The 25,511-nt window shown below is 60.0% G+C and carries 21 protein-coding genes; 10 read left to right on the top strand and 11 right to left on the bottom strand.

The window, feature by feature from the left end:
- The first annotated feature begins 23 nt into the window (after window positions 1-23).
- The 4 genes from DSCA_RS04495 (at window position 24) to DSCA_RS04480 (ending at window position 4,907) form a co-directional block, all read left to right on the top strand.
- Window positions 24-2,204, top strand: coding sequence for an acetate--CoA ligase family protein (locus DSCA_RS04495; RefSeq protein ID WP_155315289.1), 2,181 nt, complete (start codon window positions 24-26; stop codon window positions 2,202-2,204).
- Between the two features lie 11 nt (window positions 2,205-2,215).
- On the top strand, window positions 2,216-2,626 hold the full coding sequence (locus DSCA_RS04490; RefSeq protein WP_155315288.1) for a hypothetical protein: 411 nt from the start codon (window positions 2,216-2,218) through the stop codon (window positions 2,624-2,626).
- Between the two features lie 122 nt (window positions 2,627-2,748).
- Complete coding sequence (locus DSCA_RS04485; RefSeq protein WP_155315287.1) at window positions 2,749-3,684, top strand: Hsp33 family molecular chaperone HslO; 936 nt, start codon at window positions 2,749-2,751, stop codon at window positions 3,682-3,684.
- A complete protein-coding gene (locus tag DSCA_RS04480; protein ID WP_155315286.1) occupies window positions 3,681-4,907 on the top strand; it encodes an MFS transporter in 1,227 nt (408 codons plus the stop codon). The genes DSCA_RS04485 and DSCA_RS04480 overlap by 4 nt, the downstream gene beginning before the upstream one ends.
- A gap of 109 nt (window positions 4,908-5,016) precedes the next feature.
- On the opposite strand, the gene DSCA_RS04475 is transcribed toward DSCA_RS04480, so the two are convergent.
- The 7 genes from DSCA_RS04475 to DSCA_RS04445 all read right to left on the bottom strand — a co-directional run bounded on the left by DSCA_RS04475 (window position 5,017) and on the right by DSCA_RS04445 (window position 12,626).
- Entirely contained in the window at window positions 5,017-5,559 is a 543-nt protein-coding gene (locus DSCA_RS04475; protein ID WP_155315285.1) for an NUDIX hydrolase, read from the bottom strand.
- A gap of 2 nt (window positions 5,560-5,561) precedes the next feature.
- The gene (locus tag DSCA_RS04470; RefSeq protein WP_167527602.1) at window positions 5,562-6,161 is read right to left on the bottom strand and encodes a tetratricopeptide repeat protein; all 600 of its coding nucleotides are present in this window, start codon (window positions 6,159-6,161) and stop codon (window positions 5,562-5,564) included.
- Between the two features lie 181 nt (window positions 6,162-6,342).
- A complete protein-coding gene (locus DSCA_RS04465; RefSeq protein WP_231716375.1) occupies window positions 6,343-7,365 on the bottom strand; it encodes a glucosyl-3-phosphoglycerate synthase in 1,023 nt (340 codons plus the stop codon).
- Entirely contained in the window at window positions 7,355-8,512 is a 1,158-nt protein-coding gene (locus tag DSCA_RS04460) for a peptidase dimerization domain-containing protein (RefSeq protein ID WP_167527601.1), read from the bottom strand. The genes DSCA_RS04465 and DSCA_RS04460 overlap by 11 nt, the downstream gene beginning before the upstream one ends.
- Before the next feature lie 13 nt (window positions 8,513-8,525).
- Entirely contained in the window at window positions 8,526-9,380 is an 855-nt protein-coding gene (locus tag DSCA_RS04455; protein WP_167527600.1) for an HAD family hydrolase, read from the bottom strand.
- Window positions 9,370-10,776, bottom strand: coding sequence for a glycosyltransferase family protein (locus DSCA_RS04450; protein WP_155315281.1), 1,407 nt, complete (start codon window positions 10,774-10,776; stop codon window positions 9,370-9,372). The genes DSCA_RS04455 and DSCA_RS04450 overlap by 11 nt, the downstream gene beginning before the upstream one ends.
- 167 nt (window positions 10,777-10,943) lie before the next feature.
- The gene (locus DSCA_RS04445) at window positions 10,944-12,626 is read right to left on the bottom strand and encodes an alpha-amylase family glycosyl hydrolase (protein WP_155315280.1); all 1,683 of its coding nucleotides are present in this window, start codon (window positions 12,624-12,626) and stop codon (window positions 10,944-10,946) included.
- A 117-nt stretch (window positions 12,627-12,743) separates the two neighbouring features.
- On the opposite strand from DSCA_RS04445, the gene DSCA_RS04440 reads away from it, so the two are divergent.
- Complete coding sequence (locus DSCA_RS04440) at window positions 12,744-14,009, top strand: glycosyltransferase family 4 protein (RefSeq protein WP_155315279.1); 1,266 nt, start codon at window positions 12,744-12,746, stop codon at window positions 14,007-14,009.
- Window positions 14,010-14,078: 69 nt separating this feature from the next.
- Window positions 14,079-14,540: a phosphohistidine phosphatase SixA gene (gene sixA, locus DSCA_RS04435; protein ID WP_155315278.1), complete on the top strand. Its 462-nt coding sequence runs from the start codon at window positions 14,079-14,081 to the stop codon at window positions 14,538-14,540.
- Window positions 14,541-14,556: 16 nt separating this feature from the next.
- Here the strand turns inward: sixA and DSCA_RS04430 are convergent, their stop codons facing one another.
- Window positions 14,557-15,126, bottom strand: a complete 570-nt coding sequence (locus DSCA_RS04430; protein WP_155315277.1) for a hypothetical protein — start codon at window positions 15,124-15,126, stop codon at window positions 14,557-14,559.
- A 3-nt stretch (window positions 15,127-15,129) separates the two neighbouring features.
- Window positions 15,130-17,574 (bottom strand): hypothetical protein, encoded by a 2,445-nt coding sequence (locus DSCA_RS04425; RefSeq protein ID WP_155315276.1) that lies wholly within the window; start codon window positions 17,572-17,574, stop codon window positions 15,130-15,132.
- Between the two features lie 531 nt (window positions 17,575-18,105).
- Between DSCA_RS04425 and DSCA_RS04420 the strand changes: the two genes are divergently transcribed.
- A complete protein-coding gene (locus tag DSCA_RS04420) occupies window positions 18,106-19,116 on the top strand; it encodes a 3-oxoacyl-ACP synthase III family protein (RefSeq protein ID WP_155315275.1) in 1,011 nt (336 codons plus the stop codon).
- A 65-nt stretch (window positions 19,117-19,181) separates the two neighbouring features.
- Here DSCA_RS04420 and pgi read toward each other — a convergent pair whose 3' ends face one another.
- Window positions 19,182-20,810 carry a glucose-6-phosphate isomerase gene (gene pgi, locus DSCA_RS04415; protein WP_155315274.1) on the bottom strand — a complete coding sequence of 543 codons (1,629 nt, stop codon included), beginning with the start codon at window positions 20,808-20,810 and terminating at the stop codon, window positions 19,182-19,184.
- Between the two features lie 121 nt (window positions 20,811-20,931).
- Window positions 20,932-21,153, bottom strand: a complete 222-nt coding sequence (locus DSCA_RS04410; protein ID WP_155315273.1) for a hypothetical protein — start codon at window positions 21,151-21,153, stop codon at window positions 20,932-20,934.
- A gap of 223 nt (window positions 21,154-21,376) precedes the next feature.
- Here DSCA_RS04410 and DSCA_RS04405 point away from each other — a divergent pair, with 223 nt between their 5' ends.
- The 3 genes from DSCA_RS04405 (at window position 21,377) to DSCA_RS04395 (ending at window position 25,500) form a co-directional block, all read left to right on the top strand.
- Window positions 21,377-22,069, top strand: a complete 693-nt coding sequence (locus DSCA_RS04405) for a DUF2760 domain-containing protein (protein ID WP_167527599.1) — start codon at window positions 21,377-21,379, stop codon at window positions 22,067-22,069.
- A gap of 215 nt (window positions 22,070-22,284) precedes the next feature.
- Window positions 22,285-25,062 (top strand): hsp70 family protein, encoded by a 2,778-nt coding sequence (locus DSCA_RS04400; protein WP_231716374.1) that lies wholly within the window; start codon window positions 22,285-22,287, stop codon window positions 25,060-25,062.
- A gap of 213 nt (window positions 25,063-25,275) precedes the next feature.
- Window positions 25,276-25,500 (top strand): hypothetical protein, encoded by a 225-nt coding sequence (locus DSCA_RS04395; RefSeq protein ID WP_155315270.1) that lies wholly within the window; start codon window positions 25,276-25,278, stop codon window positions 25,498-25,500.
- The last annotated feature ends 11 nt before the right edge of the window (window positions 25,501-25,511 follow it).

Here is a 25,511-nt window from a genome sequence, read left to right as displayed (position 1 = left end):
GGTGACGGTCAGGAGATGACATCGTGGATCTGCATGAATTACTGAAAAAGACCCTACAGTCCGGGAAAACCGCTCTGACGGAAGCAGCGTCAAAGTCGGTCCTGGGACAGTACGGCGTGCCGGTGGTTGCCGAAACCATTGTTGCCACCACCGCCGAGGCGGTCGCAGCAGCCGCCGGTTTCGGCTTTCCCGTGGTTATCAAGGGAATCGGCGACGATTTGCTGCACAAAACCGAAAGGGGGCTGGTCCATCTGAACCTGACGGATGAAAAGGGCGTCGCGGCAGCCGCGGCGCAGATCCTTCAGGCCGCCCCGGCAGCGAAGCTTCTCGTCCAGCCACAAATTCAAGGCAAACGGGAGTTCGTGGCCGGACTTTTCCGTGATCCCCACTTTGGCCCGGCGATTCTTTTCGGATTGGGCGGAATCCTTACCGAGGCCCTGTCGGATGTCGTTTTTCGACTGGCCCCCCTCACCCGCCAGGATGCGACGGACATGCTCGAATCCATTCGATCCCGATCGCTGATCGGGCCTTTCCGGGGGGATCAGCCCGTGGATCGCGACGGCCTGATCCAGACGCTGATGGGACTTTCCGCCATTGCATTGGATTTCCCCGAAATTGCCGAGATCGACATCAATCCGCTCATCGCCACGGCCTCTGGCCGGCTCAAGGCGGTGGACGCCCTGATTACCCTGGCCGAGGCCGATCCCGTGGCAACGGCGGGCACGCCGGTTCCGCCACCGGCGATCCACGCCCTGTTTTACCCCCGGTCGGTGGCCTTCATCGGCGCTTCCGCCCAAATGGGCAAATGGGGGCACATGCTGATCTGCAATGCCATCAGCGGCGGTTTCAAGGGCGAGGTCCATGCCGTCAACCCAAAGGGCGGCGTCATCGCCGGAAAACCGGTTTTCAGGACGGTCGCCGACATTCCCGGCGAGGTGGATCTGGCGGTGGTTACCGTGCCTGCCGCCGGCATCATGGACCTGATCCCCCAGCTCAAGAACAAGGGGGTCGCCAACATGGTGCTGATCACATCGGGTTTCGGGGAGACCGGTGCGGCGGGCAAGGCCCTGGAGAAACAACTGGTCGCAGAGGCCCGGGCGGCCGGCATTCTCGTCCTTGGACCGAACACCATGGGGATCTGCAACCCCCACATCAATTTTTTCTGCACGGGCACGTCCGTCCACCCGCTGGCCGGATCCACCGCCGTGGTGGCCCAGTCCGGAAACATGGGGACGCAGCTGCTCGCCTTTGCCGAAGTGCAGGGCCTCGGCATCCGTGCCTTTTCCGGCTCCGGCAACGAAGCCATGATCACCATCGAAGATTACTTGGAAGGTTTTGAAGTGGACGCGCTCACCCGAACCGTGATGCTTTACATCGAAAGCGTCAAGCAGGGCCGCCGCTTTTTCGAGAGCGCCCGACGCGTGAGCCATAAAAAACCCATTGTCCTGCTCAAGGGCGGGCAGACCCGGGCGGGAAACCGGGCTGCCGCCAGCCATACCGGCGCCATGGCATCCGACGCCCGCCTGTTCGATGCGGTCTGCCGGCAGGCGGGCATCGTCAAGGTCGACCAGCCCATGGAGCTGCTGGACCTGTCCGCCGCCTTTTCTTCCCTGCCCCTTCCCCGGGGAAACCGCATGGCCATCATGACACTGGGTGGCGGATGGGGGGTGGTTACTGCCGACCTGTGCAGCCAGTTCGATCTGGAGGTGCCTGAACTGTCTCCGGAGCTGATCGCCCGCATCGACCGGATTCTGCCGCCTTACTGGAGCCGGTCCAACCCGATCGACCTGGTGGGGGAAAACGACCTGTCCATCCCTTTGACTGTCATGGAGGCGCTGCTTCAATGGGAGGGCTGCGATGCGGTCATCAACCTGGGAATCCTGGGGCGTCGAATTTTCCTCAAGCGCCTGGCCGACTCGGTGGGCGCCGCCGACCCGTCCTATACACGGGAATTCCTGGACGATGCCGTGGACGCATTTTCCGATTTCGAAAGCAGCTATATCGAACAGATTGTCGGGCTGATGGAAACCTACGGCAAACCGGTTTTCGGGGTGAGCCTGCTTACCGATGAAAAAGACGCCACGGTCTACCGGGTAAAGGGCCACGAGCTCAAGGGCGTTTTTTACGAAACACCGGAACGTGCGGTGAAGGCGGTGGCGCGAATGGTCGAATACCATCGCTATCGATCACGGCACGCCGGTTAAAAGGGAAACCCATGGACACATCGCTGCTGGTGGCCGCCGGCGCCAGTTTCCTCGCCGGTCTGCTTGGGTATATCATCGCCAGGCTCTGGATCAAGCCTGTCGCCCGCTACATCGCTACCCGGCGAAAGCTCGATCGTGAACTGGTCCGGTACCAGGCGGCGATGGCGACGGCCGGCGGTCCGGAAAACCGGAACGCACCGTCGAAAAAAGGCGATACGCTTCGCAAGGCCCGGAAGCACGCCATGGACCTGGTGTCCTGTTACGGTTCCGACATTCCCTACTGGTACCGTCTTCTGCTGGACAGCCGCAGCGAATCACCGGACAAGGCGTCCGGCCTGCTGGCCAACCTGTCCCGCATCCGGGACACGGAAACGGTGAAGACGCGTATCGACAGCGCGCGAAAGGCAATCAGGCGGCAATAAGGTGCCGTTGTTTACGTCGTTGTCGTTCCCGAAGGCCCGGGAACACCGATAACCATCAATCCGGTCCGGGACCCCCGGTTAACCATGCCGGCCCGGACCCGTGGAGAACCATCCGCATAGCGATGAAAAAGACACAACCTGAAAACAGCCGGTCGTCCCTGAAGGACGTTGAAACGGATCGGCTGCACGCATTTTTGATGGCCGGCGACACCATCCGCGGGGCGATCCTCAACGGCACCCGGATGGTCAACCGAATGCGGCGACGCCATCGGCTGGGCATTCTGGAAACGCTGGTGCTTGGACACGCCTACCTGGGGGCCTGCCTGATGAGTGCCGGTCTGAAAGGCAGGGATCGACTGAGCCTGCAGGTGGACTGCTCCGGCCCTGTCAAGGGCCTGGTCGTGGAAGCCAATGCAGCGGGTGAGGTGCGCGGGTTTTTGAAACAGGTGCCCATCCCCGTTGAAAAACCCCTGCAGGATTTCAACCTGTCACCTTTTTTCGGCGCCGGGTTCCTGTCGGTGACACGGACGCTGGCCGATGCCAAACAGCCCTTTACCGGAAAGGTCATGATGGCCCATGGCAGTCTGGCCAAGGACCTGGCCCACTATTATCTTACCTCCGAGCAGATCCCCACGTCGTTCAGCCTCAGCGTCAAGTTCGACAATCAGGGAAATATGGACGCCGCGGGCGGCTTGTTCCTGCAGGCCATGCCCGATGCCGATGAGGACGTGGTCCGCCGGATCGAAGAACAGGTCGTGGGCCTGCCCTCCATCGGCGATATCCTGGCCCGGGGAACGGCACCGGAACAATTCATACGAAACCATCTGGGCGACCATTCGCCACGATTCATCGACCGGCGTGAAGTCGGTTTCGTCTGCCACTGCAGCCGGGATCAGATCCGGAATGTGCTCACCCTGCTGCCCATTGACGAATTGAAGGACATCCGGGAAAAAGGACCCTTTCCCATCGAGATCTGCTGCCACCACTGCAATACCCGCTACGCGTTCGACCGGCAGCATATCGACCTGATCGTGGCCGCCCGGTTTTCAGAGAATTGAAAACGCCCCGCGCCAAACCGGTTACGGGCGCGATAACTGGCAGCCGGCCGCCATCCATGGTGCTGCCCATCGTCGGCACCACTTTTTTCCGCCTGGTCCTCAATACCGCCAGGCGGTTTGCCTACCCCTTCGCGCCGGTGCTGAGCCGGGGACTGGGTGTTTCCCTGGCCGCCATCACATCCCTGATCGCCATCAACCAGGTCACCTCCCTGCTGGGACTTCTCGTCGGCCCCCTGTCCGACCGCATGGGATACCGCAAGATGATGGTTGCCGGCATGGCCATGCTGGGACTCGGCATGCTGGCGGCGGCCTGTTTTCCCATCTACGCCGTCGTTCTGGTGGCCCTGTTTCTGGCAGGACTGGGCAAGAGCATTTTTGATCCTGCCGTTCAGGCTTGGGCCGGCAGGCGGGTTCCTTTTCACCGGCGGGCCATGGTGATCGGCATACTGGAGACATCCTGGTCGGCCAGCACTCTGATCGGCATTCCCGTGGTGGCCCTTCTCATGGAACGGTATGGGTGGCGATCACCGTTCCTGGTGATGGGGGCGCTGGGGTGCATCGGCGCCACGGCCCTGTTTTTTATCATTCCCGACGAGAATGAGAGCAGCGCCGAAAAAGCATCGTCAATGGATTATCTGGGCGCCTATTCGGTTCTGTTGGCCAGCAGACCCGCCCTGGGAGCCCTGGGATACGCATTTTTTGTCAGCGCGGCCAACGACAACCTCTTTGTCATTTACGGGGCGTGGCTGGAAGAAAGCTTCGGCCTGGGACTCGTTGCCCTGGGCCTGGGCACCAGCCTCATCGGCGTGGCGGAACTGTTGGGAGAAGGCGTTACCGCGGCACTTTCCGATCGTTTCGGATTAAAACGCGCCGTCATCGCCGGGCTGACCCTTTCCGTGGTGAGCTATCTGCTGCTGCCTTTTCTGGACACATCCCTGACGGCGGCCATGACCGGCCTGGCCATTCTTTTTTTCATATATGAATTCACCCTGGTCACCAGCCTCTCCCTGTGCACGGAGATGCTCCCGGGGCTGCGGGCAACGATGATGTCCGCTTTTTTTGCCACGGCAGGCCTCGGGCGGGTGCAGGGCGCGCTCACAGGAGGCGCGGTGTGGCAGGAAGGCGGAATCCTTGCCACGGGCTGTGTGTCAGGGGGGCTGTCCTTTCTGGGACTGCTCTGCCTGCTGCGCGGGCTCAAGGGGTGGGACCGACCCCGCCGCTGATGGCCTTCAATCGGCCCCGCGTCCGGCTGCCGCCATGCCAACCGGTCCGGATTTGAAGGCGGACTTCAATTTTCTGCCGCCGCCGTGCAGGTCTCTCCATCTGGCGTTGTCAGACCTTCTCGCCCGGGAATCGGGCTGCGGCCAGCTGCAGCCCGGCAATGGATTTGGCATCCTGTATCTTACCGTCCGAGATCATCTGGATCGCCCGGCTGACACGCACGCCATGGACCGAGAGCAGTTCGTCCTCATCCAGGTTCTGGGTCGCCCGGACGAGGCCGGTGGCCAGAAACAGGTGGATGCGTTCGTCAGAATAGGCAGGAAGCGGGGTGATCTGCGCCAGCGGTTCAAAGTGGCTGGCCGAATAGCCGGTCTCCTCGGCCAGTTCCCGCTGGGCGCACCGGCGCGGATCTTCTCCGGGATTCAATGTCCCGGCGGGGATTTCCCAGATGGGGCCACCGACCGCATGCCGGTATTGATGGACGAGCAGTACCGTGCGGTCGTCCAGGAGCGCTACAATGGCCGCGGCGCCCGGATGCCTGATGATTTCCATCTCCGTGGTGACGCCGTTGGGCAGGGTGATGTTCTCGGCGTACAGGTCAAACACCCTGCCCTTTCTGACGAGGGTCGAATGATTGCAGACCGCTTTGTCCATTTTTACTCCTGGTGATCCGTTTTGATGTGGTCGACCAGCTGGCGAACGGTCTGGCCGCCGGGCGAGGTGGCATCCGGGTTGATCGCCAGGAGCGATTCCCACGCTTCCAGCGCACCGGCTTCATCCTTGAGATCATGGAAAAGCACGATCCCTTTGTTGAATCGGGAAATTTCATGGGCGGCATCGATGTCCATGGCCCGGTCAAAGGCCTCCACCGCCTTTTCCGGATTTCCGTTTCTGCGGTGCATGACCCCCAGATCCGTCCAGACGTTGGCATTGCGGGGGTCGATGGCCAGTGCCCGGTCATAGGCCGCAATGGCATCGTCCGGACGGTTGGCATCAAAATATTGATGGCCAAGACCGATCCAGGCCTCGATATCCCCGGGATCCTGCTCGGTCTTCGCCTTGAGCGCGTCAATCGTCTGCTGCCGCTGCGCATCCGCCATGCCTTCCGGGGGTGCCGATTGATGGGGATCGGCGATGGACCCGCTTTTGTAGACACCGAAGGCCACACCGCTTAAAAACCCGATCAGAAGAGACGCCACGACAAACCAGATGACTTTTTCCGATTTGACATAACCGGCTGGTTTCTTGTCGGCCATATCCATCCTTTCCAATCATAAAAAACGCCCGTTAAAGGGGCGTGATGGTTGACGGTTCCGGTGCCGGACTGTCATGTCAGCCCAGGTGCGTCTGCCAATGCCGATTCCTGGCGGCACCATCGGAAACCCGTTGAGAAGCTCATTAATAAGCACGATTTCCGATTTACGCATCAGGGCGGTTCTATTTTTTGTCCCTATCCCCCGTCTGAATACCCGACGGTCCGGCCCCGACGGACGGGAATTTTTCCAGGTATTCAGGGACCTGAATCATGGGCGGGCGTTCGTACTGGGCCAGCACATGGGTTTCGGGACGGAGTTTTTCCCGGACCAGGCTGTACTGGATCATCTCATCGAAGACGTCCTGTTTGATGTCCAGCCGTTGAAGCTTTTCAACGCGATTCATGAACGTCTTGATAATCACGAAGGCCATGCGCCCGAGCGCCTTCGTATCCTGATTTTTGTGCACCCGGCGGTCAAGATCGACCTGGGCCATCACATCGAGGCCCCATCTCTCGTGAATATCGATCAACATGCCGGTTTCCACCCCGTAGCCGATGTGAAAGGGAATATCCTCGAAAATGCTGCGATACCCGGCATACTCGCCGGAAAGCGGCTGCAGGAACTGGGTCAGATCCGGCATGAACATGGAAAAGAGCGGGCGGGTCACCAGTTCCGTCACCCGGCCGCCTCCGGTGGGGCGCCACTTGTTCCGCCCCACGGAAATCGGCCGGTCGTAAAAGGCCTTGGTAAAACGAATATGGTCCGACAGCAGCAGCGGACCCAGCAGCCCGTAGGCAAAACGATGGTGAATGTTTTTAATGTCCGCATCGATGTAAATGATGATATCGCCCCGGGTCACATACAAGGCTTTCCAGAGGTTCTCCCCTTTTCCCTTGAACTTCTCGAGATGCGGCAGGATGTCATCGGCCTTGTAGACCGTCACGTCATAGGACCGGGCAATCCGGCGGGTCTGGTCCGTCGAACCGGAATCGATGACCACAATTTCATCGATCAGCGGGTACCGCGTCATGAGTTCCGATTTCATGATGACGATTTCCTTGGCGATGGTCGTTTCCTCGTTCAGGGTCGGCAGGCAAAGGGAAATGGACAATCCTTTCCTTTGCTTGGCGGACGTCAGGCGTTCGAGGTCCTTAAATTCAGAATGGTGAAAGGTGTTGGATTCGATCCAGGTTTTATTCATCATACACCCCATTGTCCATGGCCATGATCAGCGCCGGTATCTGTGAGATTCCCTTGAACATGGGTTCGATTTCGATCATGGCGCCGTCCTGATGAAAATTGTCCCCCCGGGTCAGCCCCAGTGTGATTGCCGGAATCCTGCGGTGCAGAAAAATCGACAAGGCGGTCTCACTGGGCTCGCTCACGGCTTCCACGCCCAGGCGATTCAGGATGCGGGACGCGCATTTGACCAGCGGGTGATTGTACGGCAGGTGGGTGGCATTCAGATTGCTGATGCGGTTGAGCTTCAGATGGACCGCGAAGGCCTTGTTGACGTCATCGACGATATCCCTGATATCGCCGTAGAGGGCTTTGACCATCTCGTCGCAATCGCTTCGGATCTCGAACCCCAGCGTGGCGTCATAGGCGATCTTGCCATGGTTGAATCCGCCGGCGATCTTGCCGATGACGATCTGGGTCCGCGGTTTCTGGGGCAGGCGCAGGGACAGGATCGCATTGATGACCTCGTTGATGACGATGATCGCGTTGGGCTGGTGGTGCCGGCCCCATTGCTTTTCAGAGGCGATACTGCAATTGATCTCGCCTCGGATCATACCGTCGGAATAGTAATTGAGCCGTCCCAGTTCCACGCTTTCCAGGCATATGGCGCCGCGAATCGGCGTGGGCCATGTCTGGAGCAACCGGCGGATGCCCCGCAGGTTTCCCCGTCCCAGGGATTGCGTGGGGGCCACCAGGACGATATCCGATTCAAAGGACAGTCCCAGGCGTCTGAAAACTTCCGGCAGGGATGCCAGGACGCCGACGGCGGCCGAGTTGTCCGAAACGCCATTGCCGGCGATGATTCTATCGGTTACCTTGTAATGCTGGTCGTCCTTTATGCTTGCAAACGTGTCCAGATGGGCGACGACAAAAATGGACCTGTTTTCGGCAGAGCCGCCGCGGATCACGCCGATGGGGTTGCCGAAATCATCGATACTGCATTCATCCACCTGAAAATCGGCCAGGCGGTCCACCAGGCACCTGGCCCGCCGTCCCTCGGAGAAGGTGGGTGCGGGGATTTGCCCGACCAGCAGGATATTGCTGATGATGATCTCGCGAATCTTGCGAATCCGGTCCACGAATGCGGGCAGCCGATTTAAATATTTTTCCATAAGGGCCTCCTGTCTAAGGATTGGCGGCTCCGGGGACCAATTGCCGGAGATCGGTGACCACCAGGTCCGGCTGACGGCCCCTGCCGGCGTCAGCCGTTTCCATGGGGCGCCAGGATCGTCGATCTCCGGCAAAAAGGCCGGTCTTGAATCCGACATTCCCGGCCGGAATGATGTCCTTTTGCATGTCGTTGCCCACGTACAGGACAGAAGATGGGGCAATGCCCATGTCCGACAGGGTTTTTCGGGCCCGCATGAACATCACCGCCGACGGTTTGGCATGCCCCTCCTGCCAGGAAAAAAAAAGCAGTCGCGGATCAAACCCTCGTTTTTCGAGAGGGCCACCGAGGATGTGCCGGAGGAGCAACACCGTGTAAAACTGGGCATTGGATATGAGTCCCATGGGCACCTTTCCGGTCTGGCAGGCATCGAGCAGATCCCTTAACCCCGGCATGGGGTAGACCGGGTTGACGATCAACTCGTATTCCAGGGCGAAATCTTTCAGCCGGGGCAGGTCGTTGGAACCGAGCACCCGTCGCCAGACCTGCACAATGTCCACCTCCGGGAACGCCATCCCCTTGCGGCGGGAATTATCATGATCCCGGTGGATGGTGCGATAAAGCGCGCCGACCAGCTGTTCAGGGGACTGGTCGATGCCGTGGCGTTTGAGCAGGGGCCGCAGGTCGCCGACACCGTCGGTGGCTTTCCGATGGCCTCCGGGTTCCCCTGCCCCGCTGATGATCAGAGTGCCGTAGACGTCAAAAAGAACGGCTGAAAACGGCTGCATGCCGGACAGATCCGGGGCCACCCCGGTCGGAATCGGGGCCAAGGGGCGGATATGCGCGTTCAGGCGCCCCGGTTCAATGGACATAGGTGCCCCATTTGAGCAGGGAAAAGCGGTCCAGATCGAAAAACGCATCGCGCAGGACGGCTTTGTCTATGCGGTGTTCCACCCTGTGGCCGGCCACCTGGTCGTACACGGAGAGGAGGCGACGCCTGTATTGTTCCATGCCGTAGTGCGCCAGGATCAACCGGCGGTTGGCTTCAACCATCGCTGACGGGTGGGGCACCTCGCCGGGACAGGCCAGGCAGGGATTTAGGTCCACCAGTTCGTCCCTGGCGGATGGGGCGCGGATCAGGCGGCCCAGCACCTGGCGCTGGAACGTCTCACTCAGCAAACCGAAATCGACCCGGCCGTTGCGGGTCATCCGGGCAAAGGCCGCATCCGCCGTATCGGCAGCCATGCGGTGGCCGTAGCAGGCCGCCGCTCCGGCGACGGCCTGGTGCCAGTCCCGGCAGAAGGCGTCGCCGTCGATCCAGGCCAGGGGAACGTCGAGCCGGTCATAAAGGGTTTCCAGCCGGATTCCGCGGGCCTCGAAATCATCACAGATACCCCTGATCCGCCGCCCCCACAACAGTTTGCCCGCCGTCCAGGGCTCGAGAAAGGTAAGCCCGAACCCTTCCGTGATGCTGGTGGTGACCACCGAGCGGGCGGAGTTCATGAGAGCGCCGAAGTCGGTGTTTTTCCCGACCTCGAAATCGACGTGCAGGCGGTTTTTCTCCACCCAGGCCACCCAGTCCCGGTAGCTGGCCGCGTCCGCCGGGCTGTTGGGCGGCTGGGTGACGGCCAGGCGCTGCGTGCCGTTGAAAAACATGGACAGCAGGATGGCCTCGCCCAGGTTCTTGCGACGGATGGCGCGGACCGGGTAGAGAATCCGTGGCTCCGGAGATCGGTCCATGCCGGCGGTCAGGCCGGCCACCGCGTTGGGAAGAAGATGGACGCCCCGGGGCTTCAGCCCCGCCCCCTTCAGGATGCCGGCATCCCGGGCGTTGATGACGCCGTAGTGGCAATCCGCCGGATAGGCGTCCCTGAAATAGACGCCGGGCCGGCCGTCTTCGGCGAAGTCGTGAATCTGAAGGAAAAGGGTAATCCCGGACTGTTGCAGCCGTTTTATGATCTGAAGGAATGACCGGTTTTTGGCCAGTGTCGGGTTGTGGATATGCAGCACATCGCATCCGCCCGGCCACTTTTCAGACAGCACCTTTATCATCCGCGCTGCAACGCTGTCCGGAGACGGCTGGGAACGGCCGGGCCTGTCATAGCCCAGTCCGGGGATCTCCGCCACCTCGCAGGGCAGCCCGGCGGCCGCCCGGTCTCCCGTCAGGACGATCAGTTCGCATGCATTCCGAAGTGCCGCGATCTGGCTCGACAGCACCGTGGTGACGCCCCCGGTTTTGAGATGGTAGTGGACCAACGCAACCTTCATGGTGCCCCTGCAACTGCCCCATGGAAAATTAAATGTGTCGGAACAACGATGGTGTGCAGTCTAATTGTTGAATCCGCCGGGCGGTTTGTCAACCGGGTCGGGTCGGGCATGACGCCGGTGACCCTGCAGATCGGTGTTTCACCCGTCCGTTAAGACGCCATGGCCCGTCACGGTGCCAGCCACACGCTCTGGTATGCCCGGAGCGTTACCGATGGGCCCTCAACCCGTTGGCCGCTCAGAAGATCCCTGAACCGATGGCCACCATGACCGGTCGGCAACCCGACCGTCAGGGACGCGGCGGAAAAATTGGTCACCGCAACCAGCACCTGCTCCCGGCACGTGCGCTGGACCGCGAACACCCGGTCGTCCAGATGCAGAATCTGCATGTCCGCCCCGGGATGGAAAGCGGGCTGGCGGCAGCGGATACGGATCATCTCCAGGTAAGGGAAAAAAATTCGCGACCGGACGCTGTGCGGATCGTCCAGTTCGGCAACGAGGGCGTCGACCGGCAGCCTTGCCCGATTGATCGTCCGGGCCTGCCCGGTCGCCCGCATGCCCTCCGTCCAGTTGGTTGACCCCAGCAGGCTGTGGATGTAAACCGCGGGAACACCGGGAAGCACCAGTACCACGGCCTGGGAGGCCAGGAAACGGGGGATGTGGTGCGGATCGGTTGCACCGGAAGGATCTTTGAGTGCATCCAGATAGGTGATGTTCAGCTCATAAGGGCTGTTGGAGCCGTCAGGGTTGCGCTTTTCGGAAACGCGGCCACCGTTTTTCCGAGTTCGATCCGCCAGCCATGCAATCTCAGGCGAGGGCAGGATGCCTTCCAGGGGACGCACCCCGATGCCGTCGTGGGAAGCGCTGAAGTTGAGAAAGGCCGTTGTGGTCGATGGCGTCACCAGGGTTTGCGCCCAATCGGAAAACACGCGGGCCTTGCCGGTGGCCAGGGAATAAAGCAGGAGCGGCGGCAGGGTGAAATTGTAGACCATCTGGGCCTGGTCGGAACCATCGCCGAAATAACTGATATTTTCATCGTGGGGCACATTGGTCTCGGTGACCACAACCACCCCGGGAGCCTTCCGGTTTAAAACCCTGCGGAACAGGCGGACCAGGTCGTGGGTCTGGTGCAGGTGGATGCAGGGCGTTCCGATCTGTTTCCACAGGTATGCAATGGCGTCCAGCCGGATCATCCGTGCGCCCTGGGATACGTAGAAGAGCAGCGTCCGCACCATGTTTTCCAGCACGTCGATGCTGCGGTAATTGAGGTCGATCTGGTCGGCGCTGAAGGTCGTCCACAGGTGTACCGTGCGCCCCGACCCTTTGGTATACGCCGTCAGCAGCGGAAGGGCCCGGGGTCGGATCACCGCCGACAGGTCTGCCGACGGATCGACCTCGATGGCCAGGTCGTCAAATCCCTTTTTGTCGGCCAGATAGGCCTGGAACCAGCGGCTTTTGGCTGACACATGGTTGGCCACCAGATCGACCATCAGCCTGAATCGTTTGCCGATGGCCCGAATGTCCGCCCAGCTGCCCAGGTCGGGCCTGACGGAATGAAAATCCGTTACCGAAAATCCATCGTCTGATGAATAGGGGAAAAATGGCAGAATATGAATACCTGAAAACACGTCCCTGAAATAGTCGCTGGAAAAGCGATTCAGGGTTTTCAGGGGCCGCTCCCCGCTTCGAAAAAGGGTGTCGCCGTAGGTAATCAGGATGGCATCCGTGGGGGCGAAAAGGTCTTTTTCTCCGGGGTGCCGTTCAGGCGCAAAGGCATCCATCACGGCGGCGAGCCGCTCCCGGGCGGCATCCCCCCCCTGCCGTCCATACAGCCGGTGTAGAATCGATATCATGCCGTATTAAGCCGTTGACAGATTCATGTTTTTGATGTCTTTTTAAATTAACGGCAAGGTGTTGCCTGAGCGTTTTGCCTCTATAATCCTCTTTTTTTCAACCCTGCAGGTGCTGCCATGTATATTCCCTTCAACCATGTTCATAACATTGGGTTCATCTCCACCCGGTTCGCCGGAACCGACGGGGTGTCGCTGGAAACGGAAAAATGGGCCAACGTGTTCGAGCATCAGCGGTTTCATTGTTTCTATTTCGCCGGGGAGCTGGACCGGAACCCGTCACAGTCCTTTCTGGCCCCCAAGGCCCATTTCATGGAACCGGAAATCCGGACGATTTTCAACACGGCCTTCGGTTCTTCGGCCAACGGGGTGCGGGATCGTCAACTGACGACGCAGATTCATGAGATAAAGGAGCTTCTTAAGAATCAGCTATACGATTTTATTTCCAAATTCAACATCGATCTGCTGATCCCTGAAAATTCGCTTACCATCCCGCTTAACATTCCCCTGGGCCTGGCCATTACCGAAGTCATCGCCGAAACCGGGCTGCCGACCATCGCGCACCACCACGATTTTTTCTGGGAACGCCAGCAGTTCAAAACCAATTCGGTCTGGGACTATTTAAACATGTCCTTCCCCCCGCATCTGCCGCCTATCCGCCATGTGGTCATCAGTTCTTCGGCAGACAATCAGCTTTCCCTCAGGACCGGTATCTCTGCCACCATCATTCCCAACGTCATGGACTTCAAACATCCGCCGCTACCGCCGGATGACTATGCCGGCGATGTCCGTCAGGCGCTGGGACTCGAGCCTGATGAACGCCTGATTCTCCAGCCGACCCGGGTGGTCAAAAGAAAGGGGATCGAAAACGCCATCGAACTGGTCAGCCGGCTGGGAATGAAAGCCCGGCTGGTCATCTCCCATGCCTCCGGAGACGAAGGACACGACTACGAACAGCGCATCATCGATTATTCCAAACGCATGCAGGTCAACACCCTGTTCGTCTCCAAGATCATCAACGACAAACGCGGGACAACCCGGAACGGCCGTAAAATCTACACCCTTTACGACATATACCATCACGCCGATTTCATAACGTATCCCTCGACCATCGAGGGGTTCGGCAATGCCTTTCTGGAAGCCGTCTACTTTCGCAAGCCGATCCTGGTCAACCGCTATTCGATCTACACCTTCGATATCAAGCCCAAAGGTTTCAAGGCCGTTGAAATAGACGGCTATGTCACCGATGAAGCGGTCGAACAGACCCGGGAGCTTCTCCGGAACGAACCGCTCAGGAAAAAAATGGTAGACAACAACTACATGCTCGGGGAAAAATTTTTCTCATACGAGGTCCTGCACGATAAACTGATGAACCTGATGGTTTAGGCATTGCGGTTTAACCGGTCTGCCGGCTGGTAAAATCAGATACCCCAAAAAGGCAAGGTGCAGACAAATATGGCTGTTTATCTCGTTCAACACGGAAAATGCCTGGCAGCATCCGAGGATCCTGAAAAGGGCCTGTCGGGCGAAGGAAAGATGGAAGCCCAGCGGATTGCCGACGTGGCGGCCGGTTATCGGGTGCCTGTGTCGCGTATTCTTCACAGCGGGAAAAAACGGGCACGGGAAACGGCGGAGATCCTGTCCCATGCACTGTCGCCCAAAGATGGGGTGGCACCGGCCGGCGGCATGAAACCGCTGGATGATGTCCGTGGTTTTGCGGACCATCTTCGACTGGATCAGGACATCATGCTGGTGGGGCATCTGCCCTTTCTGGAGCGGTTGGCCGGCCTGCTGATCACCGGCAATCCGGACCGGACGGTGTTTAAACTGCAAAACAGCGGCATCCTCTGCATCGACCGGGTTGCGGATGTCGATCACCCGGTGATCCGCTGGGCCCTGATGCCGTCCATCGGCTGAAGCCCGGCCCCAGCGGTTATTTTCCCTTTTTAAGGGCCTTCCAGATTTTTTCAGGGGGATCGATTTTCAATGTGCCCGGGTTCAGGACAATGGTCTGGGCATCGGGAAGGTAGCTGTCGAGGACCTTTTCCACCTGGGAAATCAGCGCATCGATCTTCAGGTCCGAAAGCGTATTGATGATTTTGAGGTCATCGTCAGCCTGCTGGTACAGATAACTGAGCCGGTCGCAGGCCACCCGGTAGTAGCCTATCTTTTGCCCATACCGCCCGGTATAGGCCTGGACGTCGGCCATCAGCATCAGATCGAACCTGACGCGCGGGTTTGCCAATACATCCGCTTCGGTTTTGAGCCCTTTTTCCCGAACTTCGCGCAAGGCTTCCGTTTTGATTTCATCCAGTCGAACCGCCAGTGCGTCCCGGATGCCGGCAGCTTCCGCCTTTCGGTGGGCCATCTGGCTGTTGAGCAGGGCGATGTCCGCCATGGTCCGGCGGAGCTGTTCCGCTTTGGCCTTGGCCGCCACCGTCGAGGGCAGGGTCGCCACCAGCAAAATGATGACCCAAATGATTGATCGATGCGATAGTTTCACGGTCTACTTCCTTGAGCCGGTTTGCCTGCGCGTCAATTGTTCGGAAAGAAACAGCCGGGTGCCGGGGTTTTCCCAGTGGGCCATGTGCTTCACATTGACCAGCTCGATCTGTTCTCCCTGCCATTCCGACAAGATGGCCACGACCCGGGGAGAAAGACGGGAAAGGCCATTGAGGGAGAGCCCTTTGCCTTTCCACTGCGCCAGGTGCACCGCCGCTTCCGGCCGCAATTCCTTGAGCCCGTTCAGCCCCAGCCAGTCCCCTTCCCATGAGGCCAGGCCGCGGGCCGCTTCCGCCGACAGGTCGGTCACCCCATTGAGAAACAAATCCTTGCCTTTCCATCTGGCCATGCAGCGGGCTGCCTGGGGGGACAACGCGGTCAACCGGTGTTTTTCGGAATAATCCCCTTCGCAGATTCGTTTCCAGACGGCCGCATTGTCTGTATCGGCGGCGCTGCGATCGTTACCGGGCGCGACCGGGCCGGCCGGTATCTGTCTGGCGATATCCTGCCAGATCGTTTCCAGGGACGGCGGTGTCGCCGGAACGTCGTCAATGTTCAATTGTGACAATGCACGGCGTTGTGTCTCAATGATTTCATCGGCCTGTGCGATAAACCCATCGATGTCGATATCGCTGGCTCTGTCGGCCATCATGGCCAGCAGGCCGGCCTTGCGGGACAGATACAGCAGTGATTCGCTGTTAAGAAGAAGGTCCCTGACCGGAACCGCCAGCCGCCGGATATAGGTCTCGCGCCGCTGAATGGCCGCGAGACCCAGACCGATGCGCGGTTCGGCCAGCGCTTCCTTTAAAGTGCGTTTGCGGCTGCCGGTGTTGCGAACCGCATCGACGACACCTTGTTTTTCCGCATCGATACCTGACTGGTAATAGGCGCGCAGTTCCTCGATTTCAGCCCGTTTGTCGAGCACCTCGCTGCGAAGGCGGTCGATGTTGCCGGCAGCGGCTTCAAGGCGTGACACATCGGACCGACCGCCGTCAACGGGCGCCGGACCCTGATGCGCAGCGGGCGGCGCTGTCCCGGCGTTTTCGGCTGTTGAAATTGAACCGGCAGTCCGGGCCGGTAACGGATCCGTTGCATCGACCAGCCGGCTGGGGACTCCATAATAATATCCTGCCAATGCGATCGCCAGCAGGATGGCGGCCGAAACAGCGATGGTTTTCTTTTTCCTGCCTGCGTGCGATGCCGGGGCTTCCCGCAGGGGCGCGGTTTTTTGCTGGCGGGTTCCCCGCGGTGCGGGGGGTGTTTTTGCCGGCCCCTGGTGGGCCGAGGCGGCTTTGGTTGCCGGCTCCGGTTCGGATGGCCCCGCCGGCGCTTCCTTGATTGGGGACGAGGAAATCGCAGAAGCCGTCTCCTGACCCGCGGGGGCGGTTTTTTTGGGGTGGACGGCGATATCTTCGCCAGGTGCTTCCCCGCGGTCGGATTCCTCGTCACTCGAGGTGATCTCTTTCAGTATGTCTTTAATTTCAGATGAGATATCCTGTGATTCTTCATCTTCATCTTTATCTGCCAGGCCGGCTGCGGTCGGATCCTTATCGTCGGTCGCCTGCCCCGCGATCAGGTCAGCGGAAGCGGATGGATCCGTATCCGGCGCCCCTGGGTCAGTGTCGTCGGCGTCGCCGGATCCCGTCTGGCCTTCAACAGGTTGCTGCAAATCCCCGTCAAGACGCCCCTCGCCACCGGCGGCACCGGCGGAGGGGGTCGCTTCGGCCGTGTCCGCCGCTTTGGCCACCTTTTCCAGTTCGGCGGCAAAATCATCCTCATCCGTCGCTTCCGGTCGTTCCGGTTCCTCCCGGGAGGCAGCGGGCGCTGCAGCATCGCCATCACCGGCCGCCCCTCCCTCGATCTGGGCCATGATGCTTTCGAAGGCTTTCTGCTGATCCTCGTCGAGGCCCGCATCGTCTTCGGCGCCGGCGGAGGGGGTCGCTTCGGCCGTGTCCGCCGCTTTGGCCACCTTTTCCAGTTCGGCGGCAAAATCATCCTCATCCGTCGCTTCCGGTCGTTCCGGTTCCTCCCGGGAGGCAGCGGGCGCTGCAGTATCGCCATCACCGGCCGCCCCTCCCTCGATCTGGGCCATGATGCTTTCGAAGGCTTTCTGCTGATCCTCGTCGAGGCCCGCATCGTCTTCGGCGCCGGCGGAGGGGGTCGCTTCGGCCGTGTCCGCCGCTTTGGCCACCTTTTCCAGTTCGGCGGCAAAATCATCCTCATCCGTCGCTTCCGGTCGTTCCGGTTCCTCCCGGGAGGCAGCGGGCGCTGCAGCATCGCCATCACCGGCCGCCTCCCCCTCGATCTGGGCCATGATGCTTTCGAAGGCTTTCTGCTGATCCTCGTCGAGGCCCGCATCGTCTTCGGCACCGGCGGACAGCTTGTCCGCCTCCTGGCCTTCTATTTCCCCCATGATATTCTCGAAGGTCGCCATTTCTTCGGCGCTCATGCTTTCCGGACTGTCGACGGGGCCATTTCCGCCCGCCCCCCCCGCCTTTGGTGCGGTGGTCGGTGCCTTGGTTTCCGGAGACGGATTTTTAGGTTTTTCCTTCATAGGCAGCAACGTTGGAATAGACTCTGAATTTTTCTGCCCCATTGCATGACGCGCCGGAGAGTCGCTCGCAATTGTCGTCGGGTATCGCAGCGGCTGATAATTTTCAGTTACGTTATCGTCGATATGCCGACCAAACTTAAGGATTTTATCTGTTTCCTGATATTTTCGGACGCAGGACATCTTTGCCCGGTTCATGATGCCGCCGGACATTTCATTTGTCTTGAGGGAGAAAAGGAACGACGCCCCCAAGGGGGGCCGAAAGCCCCCCTTCCCTATCGGCGCACGGAGATCGAAAGAAACGAGGTGCGAGCATAACGTGATAAATTTCTTGATCATTTTGCGATCAAAAGGTATGTTTCGGGGCAAGTCAATCAGCTGGGCGCACAGCCGCAAAACGGGAAATACTGGACCAAGGAGAGCACAACCATGAAAAAAACCGTTATCAAAGGGACCGGCCGTTATGTTCCGCCCCGCCTGGTAACCAACGACGACCTGGCCAGGGTGATGGACACCTCCAATGAGTGGATTCTTCAGCGGACCGGTATTGAACAGCGGTACTGGGTCCCCGAATCGGGTGGCGTCGGTGCCTCCGACCTGGGTCTGGAAGCGTCACGGATTGCCATGGATCGCGCCGGATGGGGGCCTGAAGATATTGATCTGATCATATTTGCCACACTGAGCCCGGACCTATTTTTCCCCGGATCCGGATGTCTGCTTGCCAATAAACTGGGGCTCAACGCCACACCCACGCTGGACATCCGCCAGCAGTGCACCGGTTTTCTGTACGGTATGGCCACCGCCGATGCCTATATTCGAAGCAGTATGGCCAAGCGCGTTCTCCTGGTGGGCGCCGAGGTGCACAGCACGGGCCTGGACATTTCAACCCGGGGACGCGACGTGGCCGTGATTTTCGGAGACGGGGCGGCGGCGGTCTGCCTGGAGCGCATGGAAACGGATGTCAAGGCGGGGGTTCTGGCGTCATGCCTGCACACCGACGGGTCGCTGGCCGAAAGTCTCATGACCTTCGCACCGGCATCCCGGGAAAACCCCCGGCTGGATGAAAAGATGCTTGAAGCGGGACTGCATTTTCCAGCCATGGACGGCAGGAATATTTTTAAAAATGCCGTCCGGCGGCTTCCCGAGGTGGCCGGCGAGGCGCTGAAAAAAGCGGAAATCGACCTGGACGCGGTGGATCTGTTCATTCCGCACCAGGCCAACCTGAGGATCAACCAGGCCTTCGCCAAGGCCCTGGACCTTCCGGATTCAAGGGTTTACAACAATATTCAGCGATACGGAAACACGACGGCGGCCAGCATTCCGCTGGCACTGGACGAAGCCATCGAAAAAGGCCTGCTGGGCGCCGGCAGCACGGTGATGTTCCTGGGGCTCGGCGCCGGGGTTACCTGGGGATCGGTGCTTTATCGGTTTACCGGTTAATACGAAGGGGGCGGACACCTCCGTCCCCTGTCTTCCGTTCCGGAAACAGCGGCACCGGAGCACGGTCATCCGGGAAGCCTGCCGCTGAAGATCATTCGAAGATAACGGCGGTTGATGGCATCGACCGCGTCGAAGTCATGTTCCGGATTCTGGTTGCGGGCCGCCATTTCCCCACGAATCACGCCGGCCGTCACCTTGCCCAGTTCCACGCCGAACTGGTCGAAGGGGTTGATTCCCCAGATGAAGGCCTCGAAGATGGTCCTGGCCTCGTAAAATGCCAGCAGCCGGCCCACATCTTCCGGATCCAGGTTTTCCAGAACGATGATGGAGGATGGCCGGTTCCCGGAAAAGGACCTGGCCGGATCCCCGCTGGCCTGCCCCATGGCCAGGGCCGTGGCCTGGGCCAGCAGGTTGGCCCACAACTCCTGCTGGTGCCCGACGCCCTTGAATGCGCCTTCATCCATCCGGTATTGCGGGTTCAGCACGCCGATAAAGTCGATGGGAAAGGCCTTCCCCTGATGGGCGAGCTGGAAGAACGAGTGCTGGGCATTGGTGCCCGGTTCACCGAAGACCACCGTACCGGCCGGTTGGGCCAGGGGCCGGCCCAGCGCATCCACCGATTTCCCGTTGCTTTCCATGTTCAGCTGCTGGACATGCGGGGTCAGCCTTGACAGGGGAGACGCGTAAGGAATGATAGCAGTCTGGGGATAGCCCAGGAAACTGGTGTTCCATACGGTCAGCAGGGCGGCAATCAGGGGAAGGTTCTGCTCCGGAGGGGCTTCCAGGGCGTGGCGGTCCATCGCTTCGGCGCCTTTCAGGAACCGTTCGAATCGATCATACCCCAGGTACAGGCCGAGCGGCACCCCGCCGACCGCGGAGGTGACACTGTAGCGCCCGCCGATGAAATCGAACATGTGGAAGGACGCCAGGCCCCGGCCGGCGTCCCCGTCCCCCGGACTGCCCTTGCTGGTGACGGTGACCAGGTGTTTGGACGGGTCCAGACGGCGCTCTTGCATGGTTCGGCGGATCAGGTCTTCGTTGGCCATGGTTTCGGCGGTGGTGTAACTTTTGGAGATGACGACCCACAATGTCCGTTCCGCGTCCACCCGCGACCAGATCGATGCAAAGTTATGAATATCCACATTGGACAGAAATTCCAATGACACGTCCCGGTCGGCGAACGCTTCGAGCGCCCTGGCCACGAACTCCGTTCCCAGGTAACTGCCGCCGATCCCCACCACCACGACATGACGGAAGGACCGGCCGGTGCTGCCGGTGATCTCGCCCCCGTGCACCGCGTCGCAGAACGTTTTTATCTGATTCCGAACCGCCTTCAGATCCGGCTTGATGTCATGGCCGTCCACACGGACCGGATGGTCGCTGAAGCTTCTGGCGGCCATGTGAAGGGCGGCGCGGTTTTCTGTGACGTTGACTTTTTTGCCATGGGCCATGTCGGCAAACCGATCCGTGGCGGCGGCGGCCTCGGCCAGTTCAAATAAAAGCGCCATGGTGGCCTCGTCAACGCGCTGGCGGGAGTAGTCGTAAAAAATGCCCCCGCCGGCAGCGCTGAAATCGGCCATTCGGCGGTCGCCGCGAATCAGGTGTCTCAGATGACAATCCTCGCGATCCAGATAAAGGGCGCGTTCGACCAGACGCCGGTGCTGTCGTTGATGAAAAAAGCGGTAATCTCCCATGGCGTCCCCCTGTTCAGGCCTAACCGAGAACCTGAGGTAAAAGTTTTTAACTTATTAGTATTATAGATATTATTGCTTATGAAGAATGGTTCAGGCGGGCTGCTTTGATGCGAAGGTGGTTCTATTTTTTTTCGCCGGATTCCTGAAAGATCGCGTAGGATTCCGTGGACGGGTAAGACCGCGAACAGGCAATGCTGTTGGCCAGTACCGTACGGATCTTGTCCAGCGGCAGACAGTTGTCCATGCAGCCGGGGAACAGATGGCGGTCGATGCACTCCCGGCACGGACTCTTGACCAGGTGCCCGATATCAAAATCAAAACGATGTCTGTAGTTGTTTGCCATTGCTGTTAACGATATGATTGCGTGGATCATATGCCGGCGGCGCCCTTTTCTGGACCAGTCAATCCGGATCGCGTCTCTTGATATTTCTGCCTTTATGATTACCATAACCTGTCGGTCCGCACAAGGCCAAACCAGGCTGTGGATCCGCTTCGCCCGGTTCCCGGTTCGTCTCTGCGCTGCGGGCGGATCCCCCAACCCCATGACGATGACAGGCAGGAAAAAGATGAAACATCCTAAGCTGTACAAGTCCTTTTACGGGCGAACCCTGGTCCAGTCCTGTTTTTTTTCCACGGTTCTGTTTGCCGTCGTTGCCGCCTTTTACTGGCAACTGGAAGGCGCGGGCACCCCCCCGAATCTCTTCGATTACGGCGCCATGTTCGTTTTTCTTTTTTTTTACGGACTGTTGCAGTGGATGTTCCAGAAAAATACCCTGTCGCAACTCCTGGCCGGCCAATCGGTTTTGCCGGCGGTTGAAAAGAAAGAGCCTTCCGCAACCAGGGAATCCGAAGCGGATGCGAAAAACCGCAAAAACAAAGAAAAACGCATGTTCGTGCATTTGTTTGCCGTGCTTCAACGCCAGGGCCGGCTGATGGATTTCTTGCAGGAAGACCTTTCCCGTTACGAAGACGACCAGATTGGCGCCGCCGTGCGCAGCATTCATGAAAACTGCCGAAAAACCGTGGACCGCTACCTGTCGCCGGAACCGGTGATGAAATCGTCCGAAGGCGAAACCGTCGAGATCGCCCCCGGATTCGACCAGCAGGCCGTCAAACTGGTCGGCAATGTGGTCGGGCACCCCCCTTTTACGGGCATTTTGCGCCACCGGGGATGGCAATTGCACGCCATTCGACTGCCCAAGTTGTCCGACACGGAAAACCCGAATATCATTGCGCCGGCAGAAGTTGAAATCCAGTGAACTGGTGTTCGTCCATAAATGGGCAAATAGGGCCGAGATCTCCCGCTGGAAATCAGGCGGGACAGGAACGCGCGGGAAAAATTTTACCGCCCCGTATGGAACACGGGATGTCCCACAGGCATATGGCGGATATTCCGAGGGTAAAATTCTGAGCGCAACGCAGGTATCGGACAAATTGGCCATTTATGGATGGGCACGAACCAAGGAGTCCATTTTTGACCTCAGAACATCGCTTTGTCGTCGGCATCGATCTGGGCACCACCAACAGCGCCGTATCCTTTGTGGACCTGACGGCGTCCGATGGCGGCAGGCCGGTCATCCGGAAATTTCCGGTTCATCAACTGACCGGTCCCGGTGAATTCGCCGCGCTTCCTGTCCTGCCCTCATTTTTGTATATTCCCGGTGAATACGACATCGCCGACCAGGACCGGGCCGCCCCGTGGACGATCGATCAGCGCAGCCGGGATGATCAAAATTTTGCGGGGGCCTTTGCCCGGGATCACGGGGCCAAGGTTCCGGCACGCCTGGTTTCTTCGGCCAAAAGCTGGTTGTGCAACAAACAGGTGGACACCCGGGCCCGAATCCTGCCCTGGGGGGCCGGGGAGGAGGTCGTCAAGGTGTCGCCGGTTCACGCATCGGCAGCCTTCCTCAAGCATGTCAGAAAAGCCTGGAACGTGGCCATGGGGGACGCCGAGGAAGACTACCTGGAGCGCCAGGCGGTGATCGTCACCATTCCCGCCTCCTTTGACGAGGTGGCCCGGGACCTGACGCTGGAAGCCGCACGGCTGGCCGGTCTCCCCGATGTCATCCTGCTGGAGGAACCCCTGGCTGCATTTTACAGCTGGCTGATCCGGCACGAAACGGACTGGCCCGATCATGTCGCGCCCGGCCAGCTGATCCTGGTTTGCGACGTGGGCGGCGGCACCACGGACTTTACCCTTATCTCCCTGCGGGACGTGGACGGCAGCCCCCGTTTCGAGCGCATTGCCGTGGGCGACCACCTGATTCTGGGCGGCGATAACATGGATTTCGCCATCGCCCGCAGCGTTGCCCGCCGCTTGGGGAAATCGCCGGCAGCCATGGGCCGGGATGCCTGGAAAACGCTTTGTCACCAATGCCGGCAGGCCAAAGAAAAAATTCTGGACGGAATCACCGACAGCGGCCGGATCACCCTGATGGGCAGCGGTTCCAGCCTGATTGCCGGCACCCTGACCGCCCGGGTCGACCGCCGTGAGATTGAAGCGATCGTCCTGGACCAGTTTTTCCCGCTCTCCGGAACCTGCAGCGACACGGAAACGCCGGACGGCAATGCCTCATGGGGCCTTCCCTATGAAGCGGACACCGCCGTCACCGGTCACCTGGTCCGTTTCCTCGACCGCCATCGGGCGGACGTGTCCGCCGCCGTCGGCAAGCCCGTGCCCTGCCCCGACCTGATTCTTTTCAACGGGGGGGCGCTGAAATCTCGTGTGGTTCAAAACCGTGTCCGGGAAGCGGTGGGCCGGTGGTTTTCCAGTGATTCGAAAGCGACAGTCCTGCATAACCGCGAAATGGACCTGGCCGTATCCCTGGGTGCCGCCTATTACGGGATGGTCAAATCCGGCATCGGCGTCCGGGTCGGCAGCGGCAGTCCCCGCAGTTTTTATATCGGGGTGGCCGCCGGGAACGATCAGGGTCAGGACGGAAAAAAGAAAGCCGTGTGCCTGGTGGAGCGGGGTCTCGAGGAAGGCAGCGCCATCGCATTGCCGGACCGGGCCTTCAAGGTTCTTGCCAACCAGCCGGTGTCCATCGACCTGTTCAGTTCCAGTTTCCGGTCCGGTGACCGCAGCGGTGACCTGGTGGACGTCGACGACACCCTCACCGCCCTGCCCGCTCTGAATACCGTGATCCAGTTCGGGGACAAGGGGGTCCGTTCGGAAATCGCCGTGGGCCTGGAGGCGACCTACACCGAGGCGGGCACCCTGGAGGTCTGGTGCCGGTCCCGGGCCACCTCTCACCGATGGCAGCTGCGATTCCAGTTGCGGGGCGCCGAAACGCCCGATGCGGTGGCCGAAACCGATGTGTTCGAAGCCGGCCGGATCGATGCGGCCAGACAGGTGGTGCTGTCGGCATTTTCACCGGATGGCGATCCCTCCCGGCTGCCCCGCCTGATATCGGACATTGCCGAAGCGATCCACTGCCCCCGGGACCGTTGGCCGCTCGGCCTGCTGCGGGACCTGGCCGACACCCTGCTCGATGACATGGCGGCCAGAACCCTGTCCCCGGTTGCGGAAAGCCGGTGGATGAACCTGCTCGGATTTTGCCTGCGGCCGGGAATGGGAGAGGGCTTTGACCCCCATCGGGTCAAACGGCTATGGAAAATATACAAAAAAGGGCCCGTCCACGCCAATGCCCCTCAAGTCCGCGCCGAATGGTGGATCATGTGGCGGCGGGTGGCCGCCGGTCTCACCCCCGGCCAGCAGCGCCAGTTTTTCCAGGATCTGTACCCTGCGCTGGTGGTAAAAAAAGGATCCCGCGTCTCCCGTCAGGAATTCACTGAAATCTGGATGGCCACGGCCAGCATGGAGCGCCTGCACGTCAATGATAAAATCACCCTGGGGCGCCAGTTGATCCGGCAGTTCAAAGCCAAGAAACCGCAGCCGCAACTGCTGTGGGCCCTGGCTCGAATCGGCGCCCGCGACCTGCTCTACGGCTCCATCGACCGGGTGGCCCCGCCCGCCGAAGTCGGCGGCTGGGTCGAAACGATTCTCGGCCGGACCTGGAAAAACCCCAAGCCGGTGGCGGAGATGCTCTCCCAGTTGTGCCGGAAAACCGGTGACCCCCTGCGCGATATCCCTGTGACGATCAGCGGTCAGGCCGCCGGGTGGATGGACGCCGCAGGTGATTTTCCCGATCAGGTGGCGCGCATCACCCGGCAATCCGCCAGAAAACAAAAAGAACGGAACACCATTTTCGGCGAATCCCTGCCTGCCGGCCTCGTCATGGAAGACAGATGAGACCCTGAAGCACGCCGCGGTCGGGTGGGGGCGGCGGATCCCTGTCTGCCCGGCCTCCGTGCGTCCCCATTCGCAGTTTCTCCCCATCGCAGACCGGCTGGACATTATAAGCCTCCGGTGATACGATGGATCCTCACCGTTACCGGTAAACGCAAGCCATTCCCCGAACCACGTTTCCCATTGAGCGGCCCCTCGGTCGAAAGGAACTGTGCCATGACCCGTGAAAACATCAACGGCAGGCGTCTGGTGGGGCTGTTTTTGCTGGGCATGCTGCTGTTCAATTTTCCCCTGCTCTCCCTGTTCAACCGGCCTGACATACTCCTTGGTTTTCCCGTGCTTTATCTATACCTGTTTGCCGCCTGGTCAACCATCATCTTTCTGACACTGATCATCAGCCAGGCCAAACCGGACACTCAGCTTCCGGACCATCGCTGGTAAAAGGGATCTGC

This window comes from Desulfosarcina alkanivorans (assembly GCF_009688945.1).
Classification (GTDB): domain Bacteria; phylum Desulfobacterota; class Desulfobacteria; order Desulfobacterales; family Desulfosarcinaceae; genus Desulfosarcina; species Desulfosarcina alkanivorans.
The sequence above is the reverse complement of the archived record's forward strand: the minus strand, read 5'-3'. Positions and strand labels throughout refer to the sequence as shown.

Bases quoted from the DNA above. Each gene is read 5' to 3' on its own strand.
- DSCA_RS04490 (WP_155315288.1), top strand. From the start codon at position 2,216: ATGGACACATCGCTGCTGGTGGCCGCCGGCGCCAGTTTCCTCGCCGGT.
- DSCA_RS04485 (WP_155315287.1), top strand. From the start codon at position 2,749: ATGAAAAAGACACAACCTGAAAACAGCCGGTCGTCCCTGAAGGACGTT.
- DSCA_RS04475 (WP_155315285.1), bottom strand. From the start codon at position 5,559: ATGGACAAAGCGGTCTGCAATCATTCGACCCTCGTCAGAAAGGGCAGG.
- DSCA_RS04470 (WP_167527602.1), bottom strand. From the start codon at position 6,161: ATGGCCGACAAGAAACCAGCCGGTTATGTCAAATCGGAAAAAGTCATC.
- DSCA_RS04465 (WP_231716375.1), bottom strand. From the start codon at position 7,365: ATGATGAATAAAACCTGGATCGAATCCAACACCTTTCACCATTCTGAA.
- DSCA_RS04460 (WP_167527601.1), bottom strand. From the start codon at position 8,512: ATGGAAAAATATTTAAATCGGCTGCCCGCATTCGTGGACCGGATTCGC.
- DSCA_RS04455 (WP_167527600.1), bottom strand. From the start codon at position 9,380: ATGTCCATTGAACCGGGGCGCCTGAACGCGCATATCCGCCCCTTGGCC.
- DSCA_RS04450 (WP_155315281.1), bottom strand. From the start codon at position 10,776: ATGAAGGTTGCGTTGGTCCACTACCATCTCAAAACCGGGGGCGTCACC.
- DSCA_RS04445 (WP_155315280.1), bottom strand. From the start codon at position 12,626: ATGATATCGATTCTACACCGGCTGTATGGACGGCAGGGGGGGGATGCC.
- DSCA_RS04440 (WP_155315279.1), top strand. From the start codon at position 12,744: ATGTATATTCCCTTCAACCATGTTCATAACATTGGGTTCATCTCCACC.
- sixA (WP_155315278.1), top strand. From the start codon at position 14,079: ATGGCTGTTTATCTCGTTCAACACGGAAAATGCCTGGCAGCATCCGAG.
- DSCA_RS04425 (WP_155315276.1), bottom strand. From the start codon at position 17,574: ATGAGCGCCGAAGAAATGGCGACCTTCGAGAATATCATGGGGGAAATA.
- DSCA_RS04420 (WP_155315275.1), top strand. From the start codon at position 18,106: ATGAAAAAAACCGTTATCAAAGGGACCGGCCGTTATGTTCCGCCCCGC.
- pgi (WP_155315274.1), bottom strand. From the start codon at position 20,810: ATGGGAGATTACCGCTTTTTTCATCAACGACAGCACCGGCGTCTGGTC.
- DSCA_RS04410 (WP_155315273.1), bottom strand. From the start codon at position 21,153: ATGGCAAACAACTACAGACATCGTTTTGATTTTGATATCGGGCACCTG.
- DSCA_RS04405 (WP_167527599.1), top strand. From the start codon at position 21,377: ATGAAACATCCTAAGCTGTACAAGTCCTTTTACGGGCGAACCCTGGTC.
- DSCA_RS04395 (WP_155315270.1), top strand. From the start codon at position 25,276: ATGACCCGTGAAAACATCAACGGCAGGCGTCTGGTGGGGCTGTTTTTG.